General features: G+C 66.9%; 16 protein-coding genes and 2 tRNA genes. 7 read left to right on the forward strand and 11 right to left on the reverse strand.

Going from position 1 to position 18,652, the window contains the following annotated elements; all coding sequences use genetic code 11:
- Positions 1–13: 13 nt before the first annotated feature.
- Both U5N23_RS23630 and U5N23_RS23635 read right to left on the reverse strand, forming a co-directional pair.
- Positions 14–916, reverse strand: a complete 903-nt coding sequence (locus U5N23_RS23630) for a PP2C family serine/threonine-protein phosphatase (protein WP_322595153.1) — start codon at positions 914–916, stop codon at positions 14–16.
- Between the two features lie 79 nt (positions 917–995).
- Positions 996–2,012, reverse strand: a complete 1,017-nt coding sequence (locus U5N23_RS23635; protein WP_007855567.1) for a serine/threonine protein kinase — start codon at positions 2,010–2,012, stop codon at positions 996–998.
- Between the two features lie 75 nt (positions 2,013–2,087).
- Between U5N23_RS23635 and U5N23_RS23640 the strand changes: the two genes are divergently transcribed.
- From U5N23_RS23640 to U5N23_RS23655, 4 genes are all read left to right on the forward strand, one after another.
- Entirely contained in the window at positions 2,088–3,005 is a 918-nt protein-coding gene (locus U5N23_RS23640) for a YicC/YloC family endoribonuclease (protein ID WP_322595154.1), read from the forward strand.
- A 36-nt stretch (positions 3,006–3,041) separates the two neighbouring features.
- On the forward strand, positions 3,042–3,662 hold the full coding sequence (gene gmk / locus U5N23_RS23645; protein WP_322595155.1) for a guanylate kinase: 621 nt from the start codon (positions 3,042–3,044) through the stop codon (positions 3,660–3,662).
- Between the two features lie 19 nt (positions 3,663–3,681).
- Positions 3,682–3,885: a DNA-directed RNA polymerase subunit omega gene (gene rpoZ, locus U5N23_RS23650; RefSeq protein ID WP_005794722.1), complete on the forward strand. Its 204-nt coding sequence runs from the start codon at positions 3,682–3,684 to the stop codon at positions 3,883–3,885.
- Positions 3,886–3,983: 98 nt separating this feature from the next.
- A complete protein-coding gene (locus tag U5N23_RS23655; protein ID WP_322595156.1) occupies positions 3,984–6,260 on the forward strand; it encodes a bifunctional (p)ppGpp synthetase/guanosine-3',5'-bis(diphosphate) 3'-pyrophosphohydrolase in 2,277 nt (758 codons plus the stop codon).
- Positions 6,261–6,286: 26 nt separating this feature from the next.
- Here the strand turns inward: U5N23_RS23655 and greB are convergent, their stop codons facing one another.
- The 6 genes from greB to hrcA all read right to left on the reverse strand — a co-directional run bounded on the left by greB (position 6,287) and on the right by hrcA (position 10,755).
- Complete coding sequence (greB, locus tag U5N23_RS23660; protein WP_322595157.1) at positions 6,287–6,880, reverse strand: transcription elongation factor GreB; 594 nt, start codon at positions 6,878–6,880, stop codon at positions 6,287–6,289.
- A gap of 236 nt (positions 6,881–7,116) precedes the next feature.
- Positions 7,117–7,446: a hypothetical protein gene (locus tag U5N23_RS23665; RefSeq protein ID WP_322595158.1), complete on the reverse strand. Its 330-nt coding sequence runs from the start codon at positions 7,444–7,446 to the stop codon at positions 7,117–7,119.
- 210 nt (positions 7,447–7,656) lie between these two features.
- Positions 7,657–7,733: transfer RNA gene (locus U5N23_RS23670), tRNA-Arg, on the reverse strand.
- Between the two features lie 265 nt (positions 7,734–7,998).
- Positions 7,999–9,096 carry a hypothetical protein gene (locus tag U5N23_RS23675; protein ID WP_322595159.1) on the reverse strand — a complete coding sequence of 366 codons (1,098 nt, stop codon included), beginning with the start codon at positions 9,094–9,096 and terminating at the stop codon, positions 7,999–8,001.
- 531 nt (positions 9,097–9,627) lie between these two features.
- Positions 9,628–9,704: transfer RNA gene (locus U5N23_RS23680), tRNA-Ile, on the reverse strand.
- 52 nt (positions 9,705–9,756) lie between these two features.
- Positions 9,757–10,755 (reverse strand): heat-inducible transcriptional repressor HrcA, encoded by a 999-nt coding sequence (gene hrcA, locus U5N23_RS23685; protein WP_322595160.1) that lies wholly within the window; start codon positions 10,753–10,755, stop codon positions 9,757–9,759.
- A 213-nt stretch (positions 10,756–10,968) separates the two neighbouring features.
- Between hrcA and U5N23_RS23690 the strand changes: the two genes are divergently transcribed.
- The 3 genes from U5N23_RS23690 to rapZ are packed head-to-tail and all read left to right on the forward strand — an operon-like array spanning position 10,969 to position 14,463.
- Positions 10,969–11,880: an NAD kinase gene (locus tag U5N23_RS23690; RefSeq protein ID WP_322595161.1), complete on the forward strand. Its 912-nt coding sequence runs from the start codon at positions 10,969–10,971 to the stop codon at positions 11,878–11,880.
- A gap of 2 nt (positions 11,881–11,882) precedes the next feature.
- Positions 11,883–13,595, forward strand: a complete 1,713-nt coding sequence (recN, locus tag U5N23_RS23695) for a DNA repair protein RecN (protein ID WP_322595162.1) — start codon at positions 11,883–11,885, stop codon at positions 13,593–13,595.
- The gene (gene rapZ, locus U5N23_RS23700) at positions 13,585–14,463 is read left to right on the forward strand and encodes an RNase adapter RapZ (RefSeq protein WP_322595163.1); all 879 of its coding nucleotides are present in this window, start codon (positions 13,585–13,587) and stop codon (positions 14,461–14,463) included. The genes recN and rapZ overlap by 11 nt, the downstream gene beginning before the upstream one ends.
- Before the next feature lie 172 nt (positions 14,464–14,635).
- Here the strand turns inward: rapZ and mutY are convergent, their stop codons facing one another.
- The 3 genes from mutY to mutM all read right to left on the reverse strand — a co-directional run bounded on the left by mutY (position 14,636) and on the right by mutM (position 18,649).
- Entirely contained in the window at positions 14,636–15,706 is a 1,071-nt protein-coding gene (gene mutY, locus U5N23_RS23705; RefSeq protein WP_322595164.1) for an A/G-specific adenine glycosylase, read from the reverse strand.
- Positions 15,703–17,679, reverse strand: a complete 1,977-nt coding sequence (locus U5N23_RS23710; RefSeq protein ID WP_322595165.1) for a dynamin family protein — start codon at positions 17,677–17,679, stop codon at positions 15,703–15,705. Before U5N23_RS23710 ends, mutY begins: the two co-directional genes overlap by 4 nt.
- 154 nt (positions 17,680–17,833) lie before the next feature.
- A complete protein-coding gene (mutM, locus tag U5N23_RS23715; protein ID WP_322595166.1) occupies positions 17,834–18,649 on the reverse strand; it encodes a bifunctional DNA-formamidopyrimidine glycosylase/DNA-(apurinic or apyrimidinic site) lyase in 816 nt (271 codons plus the stop codon).
- Positions 18,650–18,652 lie beyond the last annotated feature (3 nt).

Here is an 18,652-nt window from a genome sequence, read left to right on the forward strand (position 1 = left end):
GTTCTTCGTCCGGTCAGGCTTTCCGGGCTGCGGAGCGGCGGATGGCTTCGTTGATTTCGGCGATCGAGCGCTCGATGGCGGCATCGTCCAGGTCGTCCACCAGCCCGTCGAGCGGGCCGGCCTGGATGGTGGAGGCGAACACGTCGTCGCTGATGCTGTCGGTGGACACGCCCTGGGTGGACTCGAAGGCATCGGGCGTCTCCCACTCCAGCGCCACCACGGTCACGTTGTCGCTGCTGTCACCCGCAGTGCGCAGGGCCTCTTCCACCAGCTCGGGCACGGCATGCGACACCGTCTGGCGCGACATCTGCTTGGAGATCTCCTCGTCGCTGAGCGTGCCCCACAGGCCGTCGGAGCACAGCAGGATGCGGTCGCCCTGCTCCAGGTACACCGGGCCGGTGATGTCGTAGATGGGCTTGGTCGGCGAGCCCAGGCAGGTGAACAGCACGTTGCGGTTGATGCGCTCCAGCCCCGGTGGCGGGTTGTTGCGCAGCTCCATGTACGAGTGGTCGCGCGTGCGGGTGAGCAGGTCGCCGTCGCGCACCATGTACAGGCGCGAGTCGCCGCAGTGGATCCAGGTGGCCGTGCCGGCCTGGATGACGGCGGCCACCAGCGTGGTGCGCGGCGTGTCGAGCATGCCCTTGTCGGTGGCGTAGCGCAGGATCTGGTGGTGCGCGGCCAGCAGCGCGCCCGAGAGAAACTCCTGCACGTCCTTGAGCTGGGGCTTGGCCTCGCGCTGGAACAGCGCCGAGATGGTCTGCAGCGCGATCTGCGCCGCCACCTCGCCCTCGGGGTGGCCGCCCATGCCGTCGGCCAGCACGAACAGGCCCGATTCGCGCGTGTAGCAATAGCCCATGCGGTCTTCGTTCTTCTCGCGGCCGCCGCGGCGGCTGATCTGGAACACCGAGAACTTCATAGTGATTCACCCGGGCAAGGGGGCACCAGGATGGACAGGCACCTCGTCGCCTGGACCTGCTTTGCGTGCGCCGTCGTGTTCATTTGGGCTTGGCTCCGATACCGGTGGCTTCACCCACCTTCTGCACATTCTTCTTGGTGTCGGACACCAGGGTATCGAGCTGCAGGCGCATCTTCTCGGCCACCGTGAGCTTGGTGTAGCGGCGCTCGCCCTCGCGGCTGAGCTCCTTTTGCAGGGCGAACACCGACTGCGGGCGCGACAGCGGGTCGAGCGCCATGCACCACTCCACCACCTCAATGAGGTTGTCGGAGTACACGCCGCGCAGCTTGGTCAGGGCCAGCGAGAGGCGGTCCTTTTCGATGCGCTGGGGCGCCTCGTTGGGCGGAAAGCCCTGCATGCAGGCATAGATGCAGGCGCCGATGGCGTAGATGTCGGTCCACGGACCCATGGACGAGTCGCGCCGGTACATCTCGGGCGCGGCGAAGCCCGGCGTGTACATGGGGCGGATGAAGTTGCCCTCCTTGGACAGCACCTCGCGCGCGGCGCCGAAGTCGATCATCACCGCCTTGTTGTCATCGGTGATGAAGATGTTGGCCGGCTTGATATCCAGGTGCAGCATCTTGTGCTGGTGCACGATGCGCAGGCCGCGCAGCACCTCGTCGAACAGCGAGCGGATGGTGGACTCGCGGAACACCTTCTGCGTCTTGAGGTCGCGCGCGGTGATGATGAAGTCCTGCAGGGTCGCGCCCTCCAGGTAGTTCATCACCATGTAGACGGTTTCGTTCTCGCGAAAGAAGTTGAGCACGCTCACCACCGAGGCGTGCGAGATCTGTGCGAGCGCGCGGCCTTCCTCAAAGAAGCTCTTGAGGCCCAGGCGGTACAGCGACAGCTTCTCGGACTGCACCTTGGGCAGCAGCTCGCCCGGGGCACGGGTGGCCAGGGACGAGGGCAGGTATTCCTTGATGGCGACCTGCTGGCCTTCGGTGTCGAGGGCCAGGTAGACCACCCCGAAGCCGCCGGACGACAACCGGCGCACCACACGGTAACCACCAATCGCGGTATCGGGTGGCAAGGGGGCCGGTTTGATTTTTGACATATTTTGCGAAGATGACTCGGGGGTAAGGCGGAACCCGGATAATCGCCGGATCGCAAGCAACCATCAAAAAGTCCAATGCCAGTTTACAGCATGACCGGCTATGCCAGCGCGCAGCACGGCACGTCCGCCGCCGGCGCTGAAACCGAAGGCCGCGCCACCCAGTCGCGCCGCCTGGGGTTGGAGATCCGTTCGGTCAACAGCCGCTTCCTGGACCTGTCGTTTCGCCTGCCCGACGAATTGCGTGCCATGGAGCCCGCCCTGCGCGCCCTGCTGACCGCGCGCTTGAAGCGCGGCAAGGTGGAGGTGCGCGCCGCGCTGGAGAACGAAGACAGCAACACCCTGCAGGACCCGCCGGCCCGGTTGCTGCAGCGCCTCAATTCCCTGCAGGATTCGGTCAAGTCCTGGCTGCCCAACGCCGCGCCGCTGAGCGTGGCCGACGCGCTGCGCCTGTGCGCCAACGCGCATTCGGGCAACGAGGACTGGAGCGAGGCCGTGCCCGTCCTGGCCGAAGAAGCCCTGACCGCCCTGATGTCGGCCCGCGAGCGCGAAGGCAAGCGCCTGGCCGCCATGCTGCTGGACCGTCTGAAGCAGTTGCGCGCCCTGGCCGAGCAGGCCGTGCCCATGGTGCCCCTGCTGGTGGAGCAGCAGCGCCAGCGCTTCATGGAGCGCTGGAAGGAGGCCATGGCCCTGACCGATGGCGCCACCCTGCCCGAGGCCGCTCGCGACCGCGCACTGACCGAGGCCACCGCCTTCGCCATCCGCATCGACGTGGCCGAGGAGATCACCCGCCTCGACTCCCATCTGGACGAGATCGAGCGGCTGCTCAAGAAGGGCGGCGAAGTCGGCAAGCGCCTGGATTTCCTGATCCAGGAACTGCACCGCGAGGCCAACACCCTGGGCTCCAAGTCGGCCGCGCTGGACCTGACCCGCATCAGCGTGGACATGAAGGTCCTGATCGAGCAGATGCGCGAGCAGGTGCAAAATATCGAATGACACTCATGTTTTGATAGCGCCCCGCGCACATCACCTATGGACTACCCAGGAAATCTCATCGTAGTGGCAGCCCCCAGCGGCGCCGGCAAATCCAGCCTCGTGAAGGCCTTGCTGGAACTGGACTCGCACGTCCACCTGTCCATCTCGCACACCACGCGCCCCCCCCGCGGCCAGGAAAAGCACGGCCGCGACTACTATTTCGCGTCGCAGTCCGAGTTCGACGCCATGGTCGAGGGCAATGCCTTCGTGGAATGGGCGCACGTGCACGGCAACCGCTACGGCACCTCCAAGAAAGCCATCGAAGAGCGCATCGCCCAGGGCTCGGACGTGATCCTGGAAATCGACTTCCAGGGCGCACTGCAGATCAAGGAGGCATTCGCCAATGCCCTGCTGGTCTTCATCCTGCCGCCGAGCTGGGAGGAGCTGCGCTCGCGCCTGGAACGCCGGGGCGAGGACTCTCCGGAGGTGATCGAAGTCCGCCTGAAGAACGCGGCTACCGAGATGGCGCAGGTCAGCAAATTCGACTTCGTTATAATCAATGAGTTGTTTGAGCGCGCGCTTTTCGACCTGAAAGCCGTCGTGCACGCCCAGCGCCTGAAGTACGCCGCCCAGCGACGCGCCCGTGCTGACACCTTCCAGTCGCTCAATATCACCTGAATCCCCGGAGTACCCACCGATGGCACGCATCACCGTAGAAGACTGTCTGGAAAAGATCCCCAACCGCTTTCAGCTCGTGCTGGCTGCCACCTACCGCGCCCGCATGCTGAGCCAGGGCCATGCCCCGCGCATCGAAAGCCGCAACAAGCCCGCCGTGACCGCCCTGCGCGAAATCGCCGAAGGCAAGGTCGGCCTGGAAATGCTCAAGAAGGTTCCTGGTTGAATCTTTCGGCGGGCACCGGCCCCCGAGAGCACCGCTTTCATGCGGTGCTTTTTTTTTCCTCGGCGACCCGTATGGCGCACCCGCGCTACATTTAAGGCATGAACGCGGTGTTCAACACTCCTTCGGCAGCAACGCATGCCCGGCCTGGCGACACCCACGCGCCAGTCAGTGCCTCTGCGGCAGCGGCCAATGCAGCGGCTGCCAGCTTTGCCGCGCTCACCGACAACCTGGATTACCTGGACGCCCACAGCATCGAGCAGGTGCGCCAGGCCTACCGCTTCGCCGACGAGGCCCACCTGGGCCAACTGCGCAACAGCGGTGAGCCCTACATCACCCACCCCATCGCGGTGGCCGCCCAGTGCGCCACCTGGAAGCTCGACGCCCAGGCCCTGATGGCCGCACTGCTGCACGACGCGATGGAAGACTGCGGCGTGACCAAGGTGGACCTGATCGAGCGCTTCGGCGCGCCGGTGGCCGAACTGGTCGACGGCCTCACCAAGCTCGACAAGCTGCAGTTCAACACGCGCGAGGAGAACCAGGCCGAGTCGTTTCGCAAGATGCTGCTGGCCATGGCGCGCGACGTGCGCGTCATCCTCATCAAGCTGGCCGACCGCACGCACAACATGCGCACGCTGTCGGACATGCCGCGCAGCAAGTGGGGCCGCATCTCGTCGGAGACGCTGGAGATCTACGCCCCCATCGCCCACCGCCTGGGCCTGAACCAGACCTACCGCGAGCTGCAGGACCTGTCGTTCCGCCACCTGCACCCCTGGCGCTACGCCACGCTGGCCAAGGCGGTGAACAAGTCGCGCAACCGCCGCCGCGACCTGGTGCAGCGTGTGCAGACCGAGGTGGACGCGGCGTTTTCGCGCATCGGCATGCAGGTGCGCCTGGCCGGCCGCGAAAAGACGCTCTACGCCATCTACCAGAAGATGGACCAGAAGCACCTGAGCTTTGCCCAGGTGACGGACATGTACGGTTTTCGCGTCATCGTGCCCACGGTGACCGACTGCTACACGGCCCTTGGCGTGCTGCACCAGATGTACAAGCCGGTGCCGGGCAAGTTCAAGGACCACATCGCAATCGCCAAGCTCAATGGCTACCAGTCGCTGCACACCACGCTGGTGGGCCCCTCGGGTGTGAACATCGAGTTCCAGATGCGCACCGACGAGATGCATGTGATCGCCGAGGCCGGTGTGGCCGCGCACTGGCTGTACAAGGCGCAGGACGGCGACGGCACCTCGGCCGAGCGCCTGGGCACCAAATGGCTGCAGTCGCTGCTCGACATCCAGAACGAGACGCGCGACGCCGCCGAGTTCTGGGACCACGTCAAGGTGGACCTGTTTCCTGACGCGGTCTACGTGTTCACCCCCAAGAGCCAGATCATGGCCCTTCCGCGGGGCGCGACGGTGGTGGACTTTGCCTACGCCATTCACAGCAACGTGGGCGACCGCACCACGGCCGCCAAGATCAACAACGAGCAGGTGCCGCTGCGCACCGAGCTCAAGAACGGCGACGTGGTGGAGATCATCACCGCCCCCATCTCCACGCCCAACCCGGCGTGGCTGGGCTTTGTGCGCACGGGGCGCGCGCGCTCCAAGATCCGCCACTACCTCAAGACCCTGGCGCATGCCGAGTCCGAAGGCCTGGGCGAGAAGCTGCTGACCCAGGCCATCCGCTCCGAAGGCCTGGAGCAGTTGCCCCCGGTGAACGCCGAGACCCAGCCGATGTGGGACAAGCTGCTGCGCTTCACGGGCAACCGCACGCGCAGCGAGCTCATGACCGACCTGGGCCTGGGCAAGCGCATCGCCAGCATCGTGGCCAAGCGGCTCATGGTGCTGATGAGCGAGCACGGCCACCGGCCCGACGCGCTGCTGCTCAGCCGCGAGCGCTACACCTCGCACGAACGGCTGTCGCAGGGCGCGGTCACCCTGGACGGCAGCGAGAACGCATCGGTGCAGTACGCCCACTGCTGCCGCCCCGTGCCGGGCGACGCGATCGTGGGCTACCTTGGCCGCGGTGAAGGCCTGGTGGTGCACAACACCCACTGCGGCGTGGCCAAGCGCCTGCAGCACAAGGACAGCGAGCGCTTCATCGCCGTGGACTGGGCGGACGAACCCGTGCGCATGTTCGAGACCGGCATCGTCGTCACCATCACCAACAGCAAGGGCGTGCTGGCCCGCGTGGCCGCCGACCTGGCCAGCGCCGAGGCCGACATCACCCACGTGGACATGGACGACGAGGTGGCGCTGGACACCACCGACCTGCGCTTCATCGTGGCCGTGCGCGACCAGGCCCATATCGAAGCCGCGCTGCGCAACCTGCGCCGCACGCCCGCCGTCATCCGCGCCAGCCGCATCACGCCTGCGGCCTGAACCTCGCTGGCACCGCGATTCGGCGGTCAGGAGGCCGTTGCATCCTGCGCCGCAGGCGGGGGATCGTGCCGCTCGTAGCGCACCTCCAGTACCTCCAGCGAGCGCACGCCGCCCGGCGTGGGCAGCGGCACCTCGTCGCCCACCCGGCTCTTGAGCAGGGCCCGCGCCACGGGCGACACCCAGCTCACCTGGCCGCGGCCGCTGTCGGCCTCGTCGATGCCCATGATGGTGATGGTGCTCGTGGCGTCCTCCTCGTCCACGTAGGTCACGGTGGCGCCGAAGAACACCTGGTCGCTGCCGGCGTGGACCAGCGGGTCCACCACCTCGGCCACCTCCAGCCGCTTGGTGAGAAAGCGGATGCGCCGGTCGATCTCGCGCAGGCGCTTCTTGCCGTAGAGGTAGTCGCCATTTTCCGAGCGGTCGCCATTGCTGGCCGCCCAGTGCACCACCTCGACGATCTTCGGGCGCTCGTTGTCGATCAGGTCCAGCAGCTCGCCGCGCAGCCGCGCATAGCCCGCAGGCGTCATGTAGTTGCGCGACCCGGCAGGGATGGGAGGCAGCGCCGGCCCTTCGTCGTCATCGGCCTGCGTGTCGGATTCCTTGGTGAAAGCCTTGCTCATGGGGGCATGTTACCCGTGCCGCAGCGTGGACCGCCGCGCGCCTTGGCGCCCCTCAGGTCCTGGGGGGCTTGCCCACGGGGTCGTCGGCTTCGTCCTCCACTTCGCCCGCAAAAGCCCCGGCCCCGTCTGGCGATGGCACCGTGCCGGGTTACTGCCGGGGCGCGGATGGATGCGGTGCGCTGACGAATGGCCTGGGCAGGTGCTCGGGCGCGCGGTGCTGCGGATGGTCCTTGGGATCAGTGGCCATGGTGGTCAACTCCTGGGAGGGGAATCTCTTCGGCTACCGACACACCTTCACCCGACGCGGAAGTCGCTGCCTCCCACACCAGTCCCAGCGCCCGGCATTGCAGGTGCAGTTCCTCGGTGGCGACATCGCGCTCCTGCGCATCGAACCGGAGCGTGGCCACCAGCCGGTCACCGCCGCGCAGCAACACTTCATAGCCCCGGCCCTCCTGGTCTGTCCAACTGAAGAGCACAGCTTCCGCATCCGCCTCCACCGGTGTGGAGGCAAGGCGCTCGGATCCAGGATCGCGCTGGAACTGGCAGGTGACGGCGTGGGCGGGCATGGCTGTGGGAGACGGAGGTCTTCTTTGCAGTGAACTCTGCCCCACAGGGTGCGCCGGCCGGAGCGGGTGACGTGTAGGAAGACGGCGTGAGGTGCGTAAGAAGAGCGGGGTCATCTCAAGGCCCCCAGCGGCATCTGGCCAGATGCGGCATGAGAGCAGGACCCACCAAGGAAAAAGCCCTGATACCTTGCGATATCAGGGCTTACCTGTTGGTGCGGCTGGCAGGAATCGAACCCACGACCCCTTGGTTCGTAGCCAAGTACTCTATCCAGCTGAGCTACAGCCGCTAAGCTTCGAATTATAGCATGGATTTTTCAACATTTCAAAAAATCGCTGCTTGCTGCGTTTGCCTCAACGTGAAACCCTGGTGCAATCACAGAACCCGTCTGCTGCACGTATTGTAGCGCACGCAAAAGGAGCCTCCAGGCAAAAGGTCCAAATTTATTGAACTGCGCCCCTGATCGGCCAGTTGCCCCTCTTGTCGGTGACCCCATGCAAAAAGGCCCCGAAGGGCCTTTTTGCGAAGTGGGCAAGCGCCGCGCGCCAACCCGTTTACTGGGGCCAGACCTTGCCCTTGCTCACAAAGGCGCCCGTGCTGGTCTTGTAGCCGAAGTAGATCTCGACATTGAAGGCGCGCAGGTCCGTGTCCGTCAGGTCCAGCGAGGGCGAGAACTTCAGGGTGGTCGCGTTCGTGCCCAGGCTGGAGTAGGCCACGAGCTCGGGGTTGGGCAATACCAATTGGGCCCAGCCATCGACCTTGCGGAAGAACCAGACATCGGTCGTGAAGAACAGGCCGTTGGCGGGAATGCGTGCAGCCACCCAGGCACTGATCTGCGGGTTGGCAGCGACCTCGGTGGCCGACTGGGTCATCGTGATGTCCAGCTTGAGGGGCTGGCCAGCGGTAGAGGCCACCGAGGTGGTGACCGTCGTGCCTGCAACCGGCGGGTTGGTGGTGCCACCGCCGCCGCCAGGGCTTGCAGTGTCCACGGGATCCGGGAAGGGGCTGGTGGTCCAGGTGATGGCGTTGTAGCCCGCTGCGTACTTGGGCATGTCCACGTCCAGGGCGCCCTGGTAGTCGAACAGCGCGGCGCCGCTGAGCTGGCGAACATAGAGCCACTGGCCCTGGTTGGTGCTGCCGCGGTTGACGTCGAGCTGACCACCCACGAAGCGCAGGGTACCGCCACCATCGTGCACGACGAAATGGTCGACGTCCTGGGTGACCAGGCGCGCAAACGAGGAATCGATGCGCTCGCCGGTCTGTGCCGCCTGGTACTCGCTGCCGCTCAGGGCGGCGACACGGGTCGGCTCCTTGCCGTAGCGCAGCACGAAGGCCGACTGGGTGCCTTGGGCCGCATAGCCCGAGAACAGGAACGAACGGGTCCCTGCGGGGATGAAGATCTTGAATTCCTGGTTCTGCATCTGGAAACCGGTGAATTCAGGCAGGGAGAGGGAACCTGCGCCAGGGAAGGCACAGCCGCCGGTGCCGAAACCGATCGCGCAACCCGTCACGCCGGTAGGCGCGTACTGCTCCTTGAAGCCGACCTTGGTATCAAAGGTGTAGTTGAACGTGCCGGGCGCCGGAGGCAGCGCGATCTTGTGCGCCGACTGGTGCATCGAAACGAAATTTGCAGCCTGGGCAAACGTGGTCACTGCCGCTAAGAACAAAACAATTAGATACCGCATTGAATGGACTCCAAAAACAAAAATGGCCGAGCAGTGTCGGCGGGCTTCCTCCAGCAAAGCCCACCACCCCTTGGGTGAAAGTTGCGCAGACCCGAATGGCCCACCGCGCGTACGGACGCAGGCACCCTGCGCCATCACACCCCGATTGCCGCAGGACTCGCAAGAAGCGTGACATTGCGTGTCTTCAAATGGTATCGATGGTCCGTCGTCAATGCAGTGACGTGGCGCACAAGTTACATACTGACATCCGGTCGCGGCAAACGCCTACAAACATACGTAGTTTGACAGCGTAGGACATGAAAAGGATCAAGACCAACTTCGCATGAAGGACTTCCGAGCGCACGCGGGCCTGAACTGGGCTGCAGCCCAGGGCCATACGATGGGAAAGCACACGCCTTTGAGCGAGAGGACTTCAAAGCCATATGCCATGGCCTTGGGCGGCCTGGTCGGCTTTGGCGGTTTTCTGCAAAAACAATAGCAGAAAACCTAAGCGGGATATGGTAGGGCGTGAGGGACTTGAACCCGCGACCAAAGGATTATGAGTCCTCTGCTCTAACCAACTGAGCTAACGCCCCGTGTACCTGACCGAAGATGGGGCACGCGGTATTGTAGGGTGTATCCAGGGGCTCAGCGCCGGTGGCTGAGCGCGTTGGACACCAGCTTGGAGGTGATGTCCACGATCTGGATCATGCGGTCGTAGGGCATGCGCGTGGGGCCGATCACGCCCAGGGTGCCGACCACCTTGCCATCCACCTCATACGGGGCGCTCACGATGGAGAGTTCCTCGAAGGGCACGACCTGGCTTTCGCCGCCGATGTAGATGCGCACGCCGTCGGCCTGGCTGGAAAAATCCATGAGGCGCAGGATCTGCGTCTTCTGCTCGAACAGGTCGAAGGCGCGGCGCAGGTTGCCCATGTCGCTGGAGAAGTCGCTCACCGACAGGAGGTTGCGCTCGCCGGAGATGACCACCTCGTCCTGCGCCTCGCCCTCCGAACCCACGTTGACGGCCGCCTGCATCAGCGTGCCGATCTCGCCGCGCAGCGCGTCCACCTCGGATTTGAGGCGCTCGCGCACCTGCTCCATCGCCAGGCCGGCGTAGTTGGCATTGAGGAAATTGGCGGCCTCGATGAGCTGCGACTGCGAGTGGTCGATGTCAGTGAAGATCACGCGGTTCTGCACATCGCCTTCAGGCGAGACGATGATCACCAGGAAGCGCCGCTCCGACAGCCTGAGGAATTCGATGTGCCGGAACACCGAGGTGCGCCGTGGCGCCATCACCACACCGACGAACTGCGACAGGTTGGACAGCAGGTTGGCCGCGTTGGCGATCACTTTCTGCGGTTGCTCGGGCGCCAGCGGTGGTGAAATCAAAGGGTCACGCTGCACCGTCAACATGGTGTCCACGAACAGCCGGTAGCCCCTGGCCGTGGGAATGCGCCCCGCCGAGGTGTGCGGGCTGGCGATCAGGCCCAGCTCTTCGAGGTCGGCCATCACGTTGCGGATGGTCGCTGGCGACAGGTCCATGCCGGAGGCGCGCGAGAGCGTGCGCGAGCCGACGGGCTGCCCATCGGCTATGTAGCGCTCCACGAGCGCTTTGAGCAACAACTTGGCGCGGTCATCGAGCATGCGGTCGATTTTAATGAGGGAAGTGGGTGATTCCCTGTCGGGTTTCGTCTATCGTTGTACGGAGAAGTCCGCATGGGATGCACTAGCATTAAACACCGAGCACGGTTTTTTGGGCCGTTTCAGCTGGCGCCTTCGCGGCCCACGGTGGCCGCAGCGGCACGTGCAAGGCCCCGCGCGGGCCCGGTGTTCCTACAACAATGATGTAATTTGACGATGACCTCCAATTTCCGCCATGTCGCGCTCATCGGCAAGTACCAGCAGGCACCGGCGACGGCTGCGGCGGCCTCTTCCATGACCGAGAGCTCGCGCCAGGCCCTGCAGGACATCGCCCAGTTTCTGCAGGGCCAGGGCTGCACCGTGGTGCTGGAGGCCGAGACCGCCGCCAACACCGGCCTGACCGGCTACGCGGCGATGGACGTGGACACCATCGGCACCCAGTGCGACCTGGGGCTGGTGGTGGGGGGCGACGGCACCATGCTGGGCATAGGCCGGCAACTGGCGCGCCACAAGACACCGTTGATCGGCATCAACCAGGGGCGGCTGGGCTTCATCACCGACATTCCCTTCGACACCTACCAGGCCACCCTGCCCCCGATGCTGCAGGGCGAGTACGAGGAAGACCTGCGGCCGCTGATGCATGCCCGCGTGGTGCGCGACGGCCAGGTGGTCTTCGAGGCGCTGGCCATGAACGATGTGGTCGTGAACCGGGGCGCCACCTCGGGCATGGTGGAGCTGCGCGTGGAGGTGGGCGGCCGCTTCGTGGCCAACCAGCGGGCTGACGGCCTGATCATCGCCTCGCCCACGGGCTCCACGGCCTATGCACTGTCGGCCGGCGGCCCCATGCTGCACCCGTCCATTCCCGGCTGGGTGCTGGTGCCGATCGCGCCGCACACCCTGTCCAACCGGCCCATCGTGCTCTCGGATGCGACCGAGATCGCCGTCGAGGTGGTCAGTGGCCGCGACGTGAGCGCCAATTTCGACATGCAGTCCCTGGCCTCGCTGCTGCACGGCGACCGCATCCTGGTGCAGCGTTCCGAGCACTGCGTGCGCTTTCTGCACCCGCTGGGCTGGAACTACTTCGCCACCCTGCGCAAGAAGCTGCGCTGGAACGAAGGGGGTTCCTGACCATGGCCCTGAGGCGCATCACGCTGCGTGATTTCGTCATCGTTGAGGCGCTGGAGCTGGAGCTGCAAGGCGGCTTCACCGTGCTCACCGGCGAGACCGGCGCCGGCAAGTCCATCCTGATCGACGCCGTGCAACTGGTGCTCGGCGCCCGCGCCGATGCGGCCCTGGTGCGCGAGGGCTGTGCGCGCACCGACGTGTGCGCCGAATTCGACGCGACCGGCCACATCCGGCCCTGGCTCGAAGAGGCGGGGCTGGAGGGCGAAGACCTGTTGCTGCTGCGCCGCACGGTGGACACCCAGGGCAAGAGCCGCGGCTGGATCAACGGCACGCCCGCCACGGCCACGCAACTGCGCGCGCTGGGCGAGCTGCTGCTGGACATCCACGGCCAGCACGCCTGGCAGAGCCTGACCCGGCCCGAATCGGTGCGCGGCCTGCTCGACGCCTACGCCGGCACCAGCGACCGGCCCACCGTCGAGCGCTGGAACCAGTGGCGCCAGGATCAGAAGGCCCTGGCCCAGGCCCGCGCCGCCCAGGCCACCCTGCAGCAGGAGCGCGAGCGCCTGCAGTGGCAGATCGCCGAAGTGGACAAGCTGGCGCCCGGCGACGACGAATGGAGCGAGCTGGACGCCCAGCACAAGCGCCTGTCCAACGCCTCCGCGCTGATGGACGCGGCCAACGCCGCCATCGCGGCCCTGTCGGGTGGCGATGCGGAGGGCGGCGGCGGCGCGCTGGACGGACTCTCGCGCGCCCAGGACCTGCTGCAAGGCCACGAGCACCTCGAAGCCGAGTTCGCCAGCGCCGCCGACATCCTCGACTCCGCCGTGGCGCAGGCCAGCGACGTGGTGCATTCGCTGCACGCCTACCTGCGCCACAACGACCTGGACCCCGAGCGGCTGGCCGCCGTGGATGCGCGGCTGTCGCTGTGGATGACGCTTGCGCGGCGCTACAAACGCAGCCCGGTGGAGTTGCCCGCCCTGCTGCACGGCTGGAAGGCCGAGCTGCAGCAGCTCGACGCCGCAGCCGACCTGGTGGCCCTGGAAAAGGCCGAGGCCGCCAGCGCCCGGGCCTACCAGGCCGCGGCGCGCGCCTTGTCGCTGGCGCGGGCCAAAGGCGCGCCCCGGCTGTCGGCCGCCATCACCCAGGCCATGCAGGGCCTGGGCATGGCCGGCGGCCAGTTCGAGGTGGCCCTGGGCAAGCTGGCCGAGCCTGCCGCCCATGGCACGGACGACGTGGCCTTCCTCGTGGCGGGCCACCCGGGAGCGAGCCCCCGGCCCATCGGCAAGGTGGCCTCGGGCGGCGAGCTGTCGCGCATCTCGCTGGCCATCGCGGTCACCACCAGCGCCCTGGGCGAGGCGCCCACCCTGATCTTCGACGAGGTGGACTCGGGCGTGGGCGGGGCCGTGGCCGACACCGTGGGCCGGCTCATGCAGCAGCTGGGGCGCGACCGCCAGGTGCTCACCGTCACCCACCTGCCCAAGGTCGCGGCGCGGGCCGACCACCACCTGGTGGTCTCCAAGCGCAGCGGCGCCAAGGGCACGGCCAGCCAGGTGGTGGCCGTGCAGGGCGAGGACCGCATCTCCGAAATGGCGCGCATGCTGGGCGGCGACGACTCCAGCAAGGTGACCGTGGCGCACGCGCGCGAGATGCTCGCCATCGCGCCGCCCGCCGCCCCCGTGCGCCGCCCCAAGAGAAGGAAGCAGGCCGATGGCGCTTGAGATCGTGCTGATCACCGGCATGTCCGGCTCGGGCAAGTCGGTGGCACTGCATGCCCTGGAGGATGCGGGCTACTACTGCGTGGACAACCTGCCGCCCGAGCTGCTGCCGGCCTTCGTGTCGCTGGAGCACCGCCACCACGGCAACCGCGTGGCCATCGCCATGGACGTGCGCAGTGCCACGTCGCTGCCGCTGGTGCCGCTGGAGCTCGACCGGCTGCGCAAGCAGGGCGTGGTCGTGCATTCGCTGTTCCTGGACGCAACCATCGACACCCTGGTGCGGCGCTTCTCCGAAACGCGCCGGCGCCACCCGCTGTCGCACGACGAACTGACCCCGGACGCGCTCAAGCAGGGCCGGCGCGCGCTGGTGCAGATCATCGAGCTCGAGCGCGAGCTGCTGGCCGACCTGCGCGAGGAGGCGCATGTCATCGACACCAGCGCCATCCGCGCCTCGCAATTGCAAAGTTACGTAAAGACGCTGATGGCGACGGCGCCGGGGCAGCTGACCCTGGTGTTCCAGTCGTTTGCCTTCAAGCGCGGCATACCGGTGGATGCAGACTACGTGTTCGACGTGCGCATGCTGCCCAACCCGCACTACGAGCCCGAGCTGCGCGACCTGACGGGGCTGGACGCGCCCGTGGCCGACTTCCTGCGCGCGCAGCCCGATGCATCGCTGATGCAGGGCCACATCGAGGGTTTTCTGGCGCACTGGCTGGAGATGCTGGACCGCAACCACCGCAGCTACGTGACGGTGGCCATCGGCTGCACCGGGGGTCAGCACCGCTCGGTGTACCTGGTGGAACGGCTGGCCGAGGCCTTCGGCAAGCGCTGGGCGACGCTGCGGCGCCACCGCGAGCTGGACGGGCGCTGAGAGGCTGCGAATCTTTCGTCCATGCCCGCCTTGCACGCCAGAACACCCCGGCTCGTCGAAAGCAAATGCTCGCCATAGCCCGAGCTATGGCTGTGCTTTGCGCCTGGATCCAGGGCGTTTTGACGCGCCATTCGGACACGGCCAAAATATTCCCAGCCTCTGAGCGGACGCCTTACAACAGGCCGCCGAAGAGATTGCCCAGCAGCTTGCGGATGGGCGCGGGCAGGCCCATCGCCTCCCACTCGCTGGCGCCGAACCAGCCGCCCTCCCCGGCCGCATCGCGCGCCGCAGGCGCCGTGAGCACCACAGGGTGCAGGTGCAGGTCGCGGTGGGTCAACACGTGCAGGAAGGCGCTCAGCGCCTCGGTCTGCCCCGGGACCACCGGCACGGGCAGGTGGGCCAGGTGCTCGTGCAGGTGCGCCTCGTCGGCGAACACAGGCAGGCAGAACAGCCCGGCCCAGATGCCCGAGTCGGGCCGGCGTTCCAGCCACACGCGGCCCTCTCCATCGCGCATCACCAGCAGCCACCAGGATTCTGCGCGGCGCTTGAGCTTGCGCGTGCGCACCGGGTAGCGCTCGGCATCGCCAGCCTGGCCGGCCACGCAGATGTCCAGCAACGGGCAGGGCGGGCAATCGGCGCTGCGCGGGCTGCACAGCGAGGCGCCAAGGTCCATCAGGCCCTGGGTGTAGCGCGGCATGGCGTGGCCGAGATCCTCGGTGGGCAACAGCGCCTCGGCCTGGTCCCAGAGCAGGCGCTCGTTCTTCGCCACGGCGAGGTCGGCGTCGAAGCCCAGCACCCGCGTGAGCACGCGGCGCACGTTGGCATCGAGGATGGGTGTGCGCTCGGCAAAGCAGAAGGAGGCGATGGCACCGGCCGTGGAGCGGCCGATGCCCGGCAGGGTGGCCAGTACCTCGGCCGTGCGCGGGAAGGCGCCGCCGTGCAGGGCCACCACGGCCTGGGCGCAGGCGTGCAGGTTGCGTGCGCGGCTGTAGTAACCGAGGCCGCTCCACAGGCCCATGACCTCGTCCTGCGGGGCTGCGGCCAGGGCCTGCACATCGGGGAATCTTTCGAGAAAGCGCGCGTAGTAGCCCAGCACCGTGCTCACCTGGGTCTGCTGCAGCATAATCTCGGACAGCCAGACCCGGTACGGGTCGCGCGTGTTCTGCCAGGGCAGGTGGTTGCGCCCGGCCGTCGCCTGCCAGCGCACCACGCGCCGGGCGACCTCCCCTGCCGCAACGCTCATGAAAGCGGCAGTGCCAGGTCCACGGCGGACTCTTCGGGCGCAGCCGGGTCGGCCGCTGGCGGCGCGATCAGTTGCGAGGTCAGCTCCTGCAGGCGGTGCTCCAGCTGGATCAGCTCGCCCTCGCCCTCCTCGATTTCGGCGATGCGCTCGACCAGGCCGCTGGCGGCCTGCTGGATGCGGTCCACCGCCTCCATGCGGCGGGCAAAGCTGCGGCGCCGCTCGCGCAGTTGCGCGTCGAGCTGCGCCGTGGCGGACTTGCTCCACAGCTCCAGGTCGTTGGCGGCGGATTCGTACACCGTGCGCAGGCGCATGGCCAGGGCGCGCACCAGGCGCTCGGAGAATTCTGGCTGGGCCAGCTTGAGCGAGTTGCCCAGGCCCAGGTACTGCAGGTGGCTCTGCTCGATCTGCGACAGGTCGTGCGAGAAATGCTCAAGCTGCGGGGGCGGTGGCACCTGCAGCGAGAAGCCGAACTCGGCATTGAGCTGGCGGAAGGTGCCGCCCAGCATGGCCTGGATCTCGGTGCCCGAGGCCTGGGCCTTGTCCAGCGTGCCACGCAGCTTGTCGAAGGTCTGCACGTAGATCTTCTTGACGCCGAGCTTGAGGCCTTTTTGCTGCAGCAGTTGGGCCAGTTCGGCCAGCTCCACCTTGAGCGCCTTGGAACCCAGTTGCTGGAACACATCGCGCAAGAGCTTTAGGTGCACGGCGCGCACGGCCTGGATCTTGGAGGCGGAGAGGTCGAACTCGTGCTGCTCCTGCTCGATGCGCTGGCGCATGGACTCGATGACCGAGGCATTCTTGCCGCGCAGGCTGCGCAGCTCTGCCATCTGGTCGTCCAGGTCGCGCCGGCGGATGTTGATGACCCGCCCGGTCTCGGCGCGCAGGCCCGCCACGCCCGTGGCCACTGCCGCGCGCAGGATGGCCTGGCGCTGGCCCATGATGCCCTTGGCCAGTGCCTCTTCGAGCACGGGCAGGCCGCTGGTCTCCAGCAACAGGTCGTCGGCCGAAATCTTGGCCACCAGGCCCTTCTGGGCGGACACGGGCACCACCTTGTCGGGGGATACGCCCAGCATCTCGGCTGCGGTGTTGACCTGGCGCACCATCTGCGCCTGGATCTGCTCGGCGGAGTTGAGCGAATCCCACAGGGTGTCGATCTTGTTGAGCACCACCAGCCGGCCGTCCAGGCTCTCGGTCGAGGTGGCCAGGTGCTCGCGCCAGATGGACAGGTCCGAGCGGGTCACCCCGGTGTCGGCGCTCAGGATGAACACCACGGCATGGGCCTGGGGAATCAGATTGACCGTCAGTTCGGGCTCGGCACCCACGGCGTTCAGCCCCGGGGTGTCCAGGATCACCAGCCCCTGCTTGAGCAGGGGATGGGGGATGTTGATGATGGCGTGGCGCCACATGGGCACCTCGACCAGGCCATTGGCGTCCGGAATCGGGTTCTCGTCCACCAGATCGTCGTGCCAGAAACCCAGCGCGCGGGCGTTGTCCAGGCTCACGCGGCGCACTTCGGCCACCTTTTCCAGGGCCTTGGCGATCTGGTCGGGGTCGTTCACGTCCAGCGGGATCTCCTGCCAGCGCTCGGGCCTCAGGCGCCACTCGGCCAGGCCGTGCATCTGCAGGCGCGTCTCGATGGGCAACAGGCGCAGGCTGGGGGCGAACTCGGCGTCGTAGCCCAGTTCGGTCGGGCACATGGTGGTGCGCCCGGCGCTGGCGGGCATGATGCGCCGGCCATAGTCGGCAAAGAAGATCGCGTTGATCAGCTCGGACTTGCCACGCGAGAACTCGGCAACGAACGCGACCATCACCTTGTCGGTGCGGACCTGGCTCTCCAGGCGCTGCAGGCGCTCCTGGACGGATGCGTCCATCAGCTCGTGCGAAGACATCCACTCGGCCAGCTGCTTGAGCTGCTGAGCGAACGCACGTCTCCACGCGCCATGCTGGTCAAACTGCTCGTTGAATGAAGGTCCCACTTTGCTCCCGGCGTTCGATAACGACTGTTTCTGTTCTGAACTGAACAAAATATAGCATCGACTGTGCGCCGGCCATAGCTGTGGATGGTGCTTACCCGTCACGATGGGCCGCATACACCACACTCGGCCGGGCCGGCCGCCCTGCGGGAGGCCCTCAGGCGCGCTGGCAGCGCGGGCAGAAAAAACTGCTGCGCTGGCCCTGGCGCAGGGCCCGGATGGGCGTGCCGCAGACTTTGCAGGGCGCCCCCTCGCGCCCGTACACATTGGCGTGGGCCTGGTAGCTGCCATAGGCGCCGTCGGCGTTCGAGAAGTCCTTGAGCGTGCTGCCCCCGAGCTCCACGGCGCGCTCCAGCACCTGGCGTATGGCGGCGTGCAGGCGCCCCATCCTGGCGGGACCGATGCGCGCCGAGGGGGTCTGCGGGCGAATACCCGACAGAAACAGTACCTCCGACGCATAAATGTTACCGACCCCCACCACCACCTTGCCCGCCAGCAGCATCTGCTTGATGGGCGCGCGGCTGGCCTTGATGCCCCGGCTGAAGGCGTCCAGGGTGAAATCGTCGGACAGGGGCTCCATGCCCAGGCCACCGAGCAGCTTGTGCGCCACGGCGTCGGCTTCGCCCGCGGCATGCACCACCGCGCCGAAGCGGCGCGGGTCATGCAGGCGCAGGGTACCCTGGGTGGTGGCCAGGTCGAAATGGTCGTGCGGGCCCGGCGGCGGCAGGGCGTGAGCAAAGCGCAGGCTGCCGGACATGCCCAGGTGCACCAGCAGAATGCCCTCGTCCAGGTCCACCAGCAGGTACTTGCCGCGGCGGCGCACGCCCAGCACCTGCCGCCCCACCAGGGCATCGCCCTCGGCCCCCAGCGGCCAGCGCAGCGGCTTGCCCAGCCGCACGCCCGTGACCCGGGCGCCAGCGATGGCCTGCGCAAAACTGCGCCGTGTTACTTCCACTTCGGGCAACTCAGGCATCCA

Source organism: Acidovorax sp., from assembly GCF_034519795.1.
GTDB lineage: Bacteria > Pseudomonadota > Gammaproteobacteria > Burkholderiales > Burkholderiaceae_C > Acidovorax.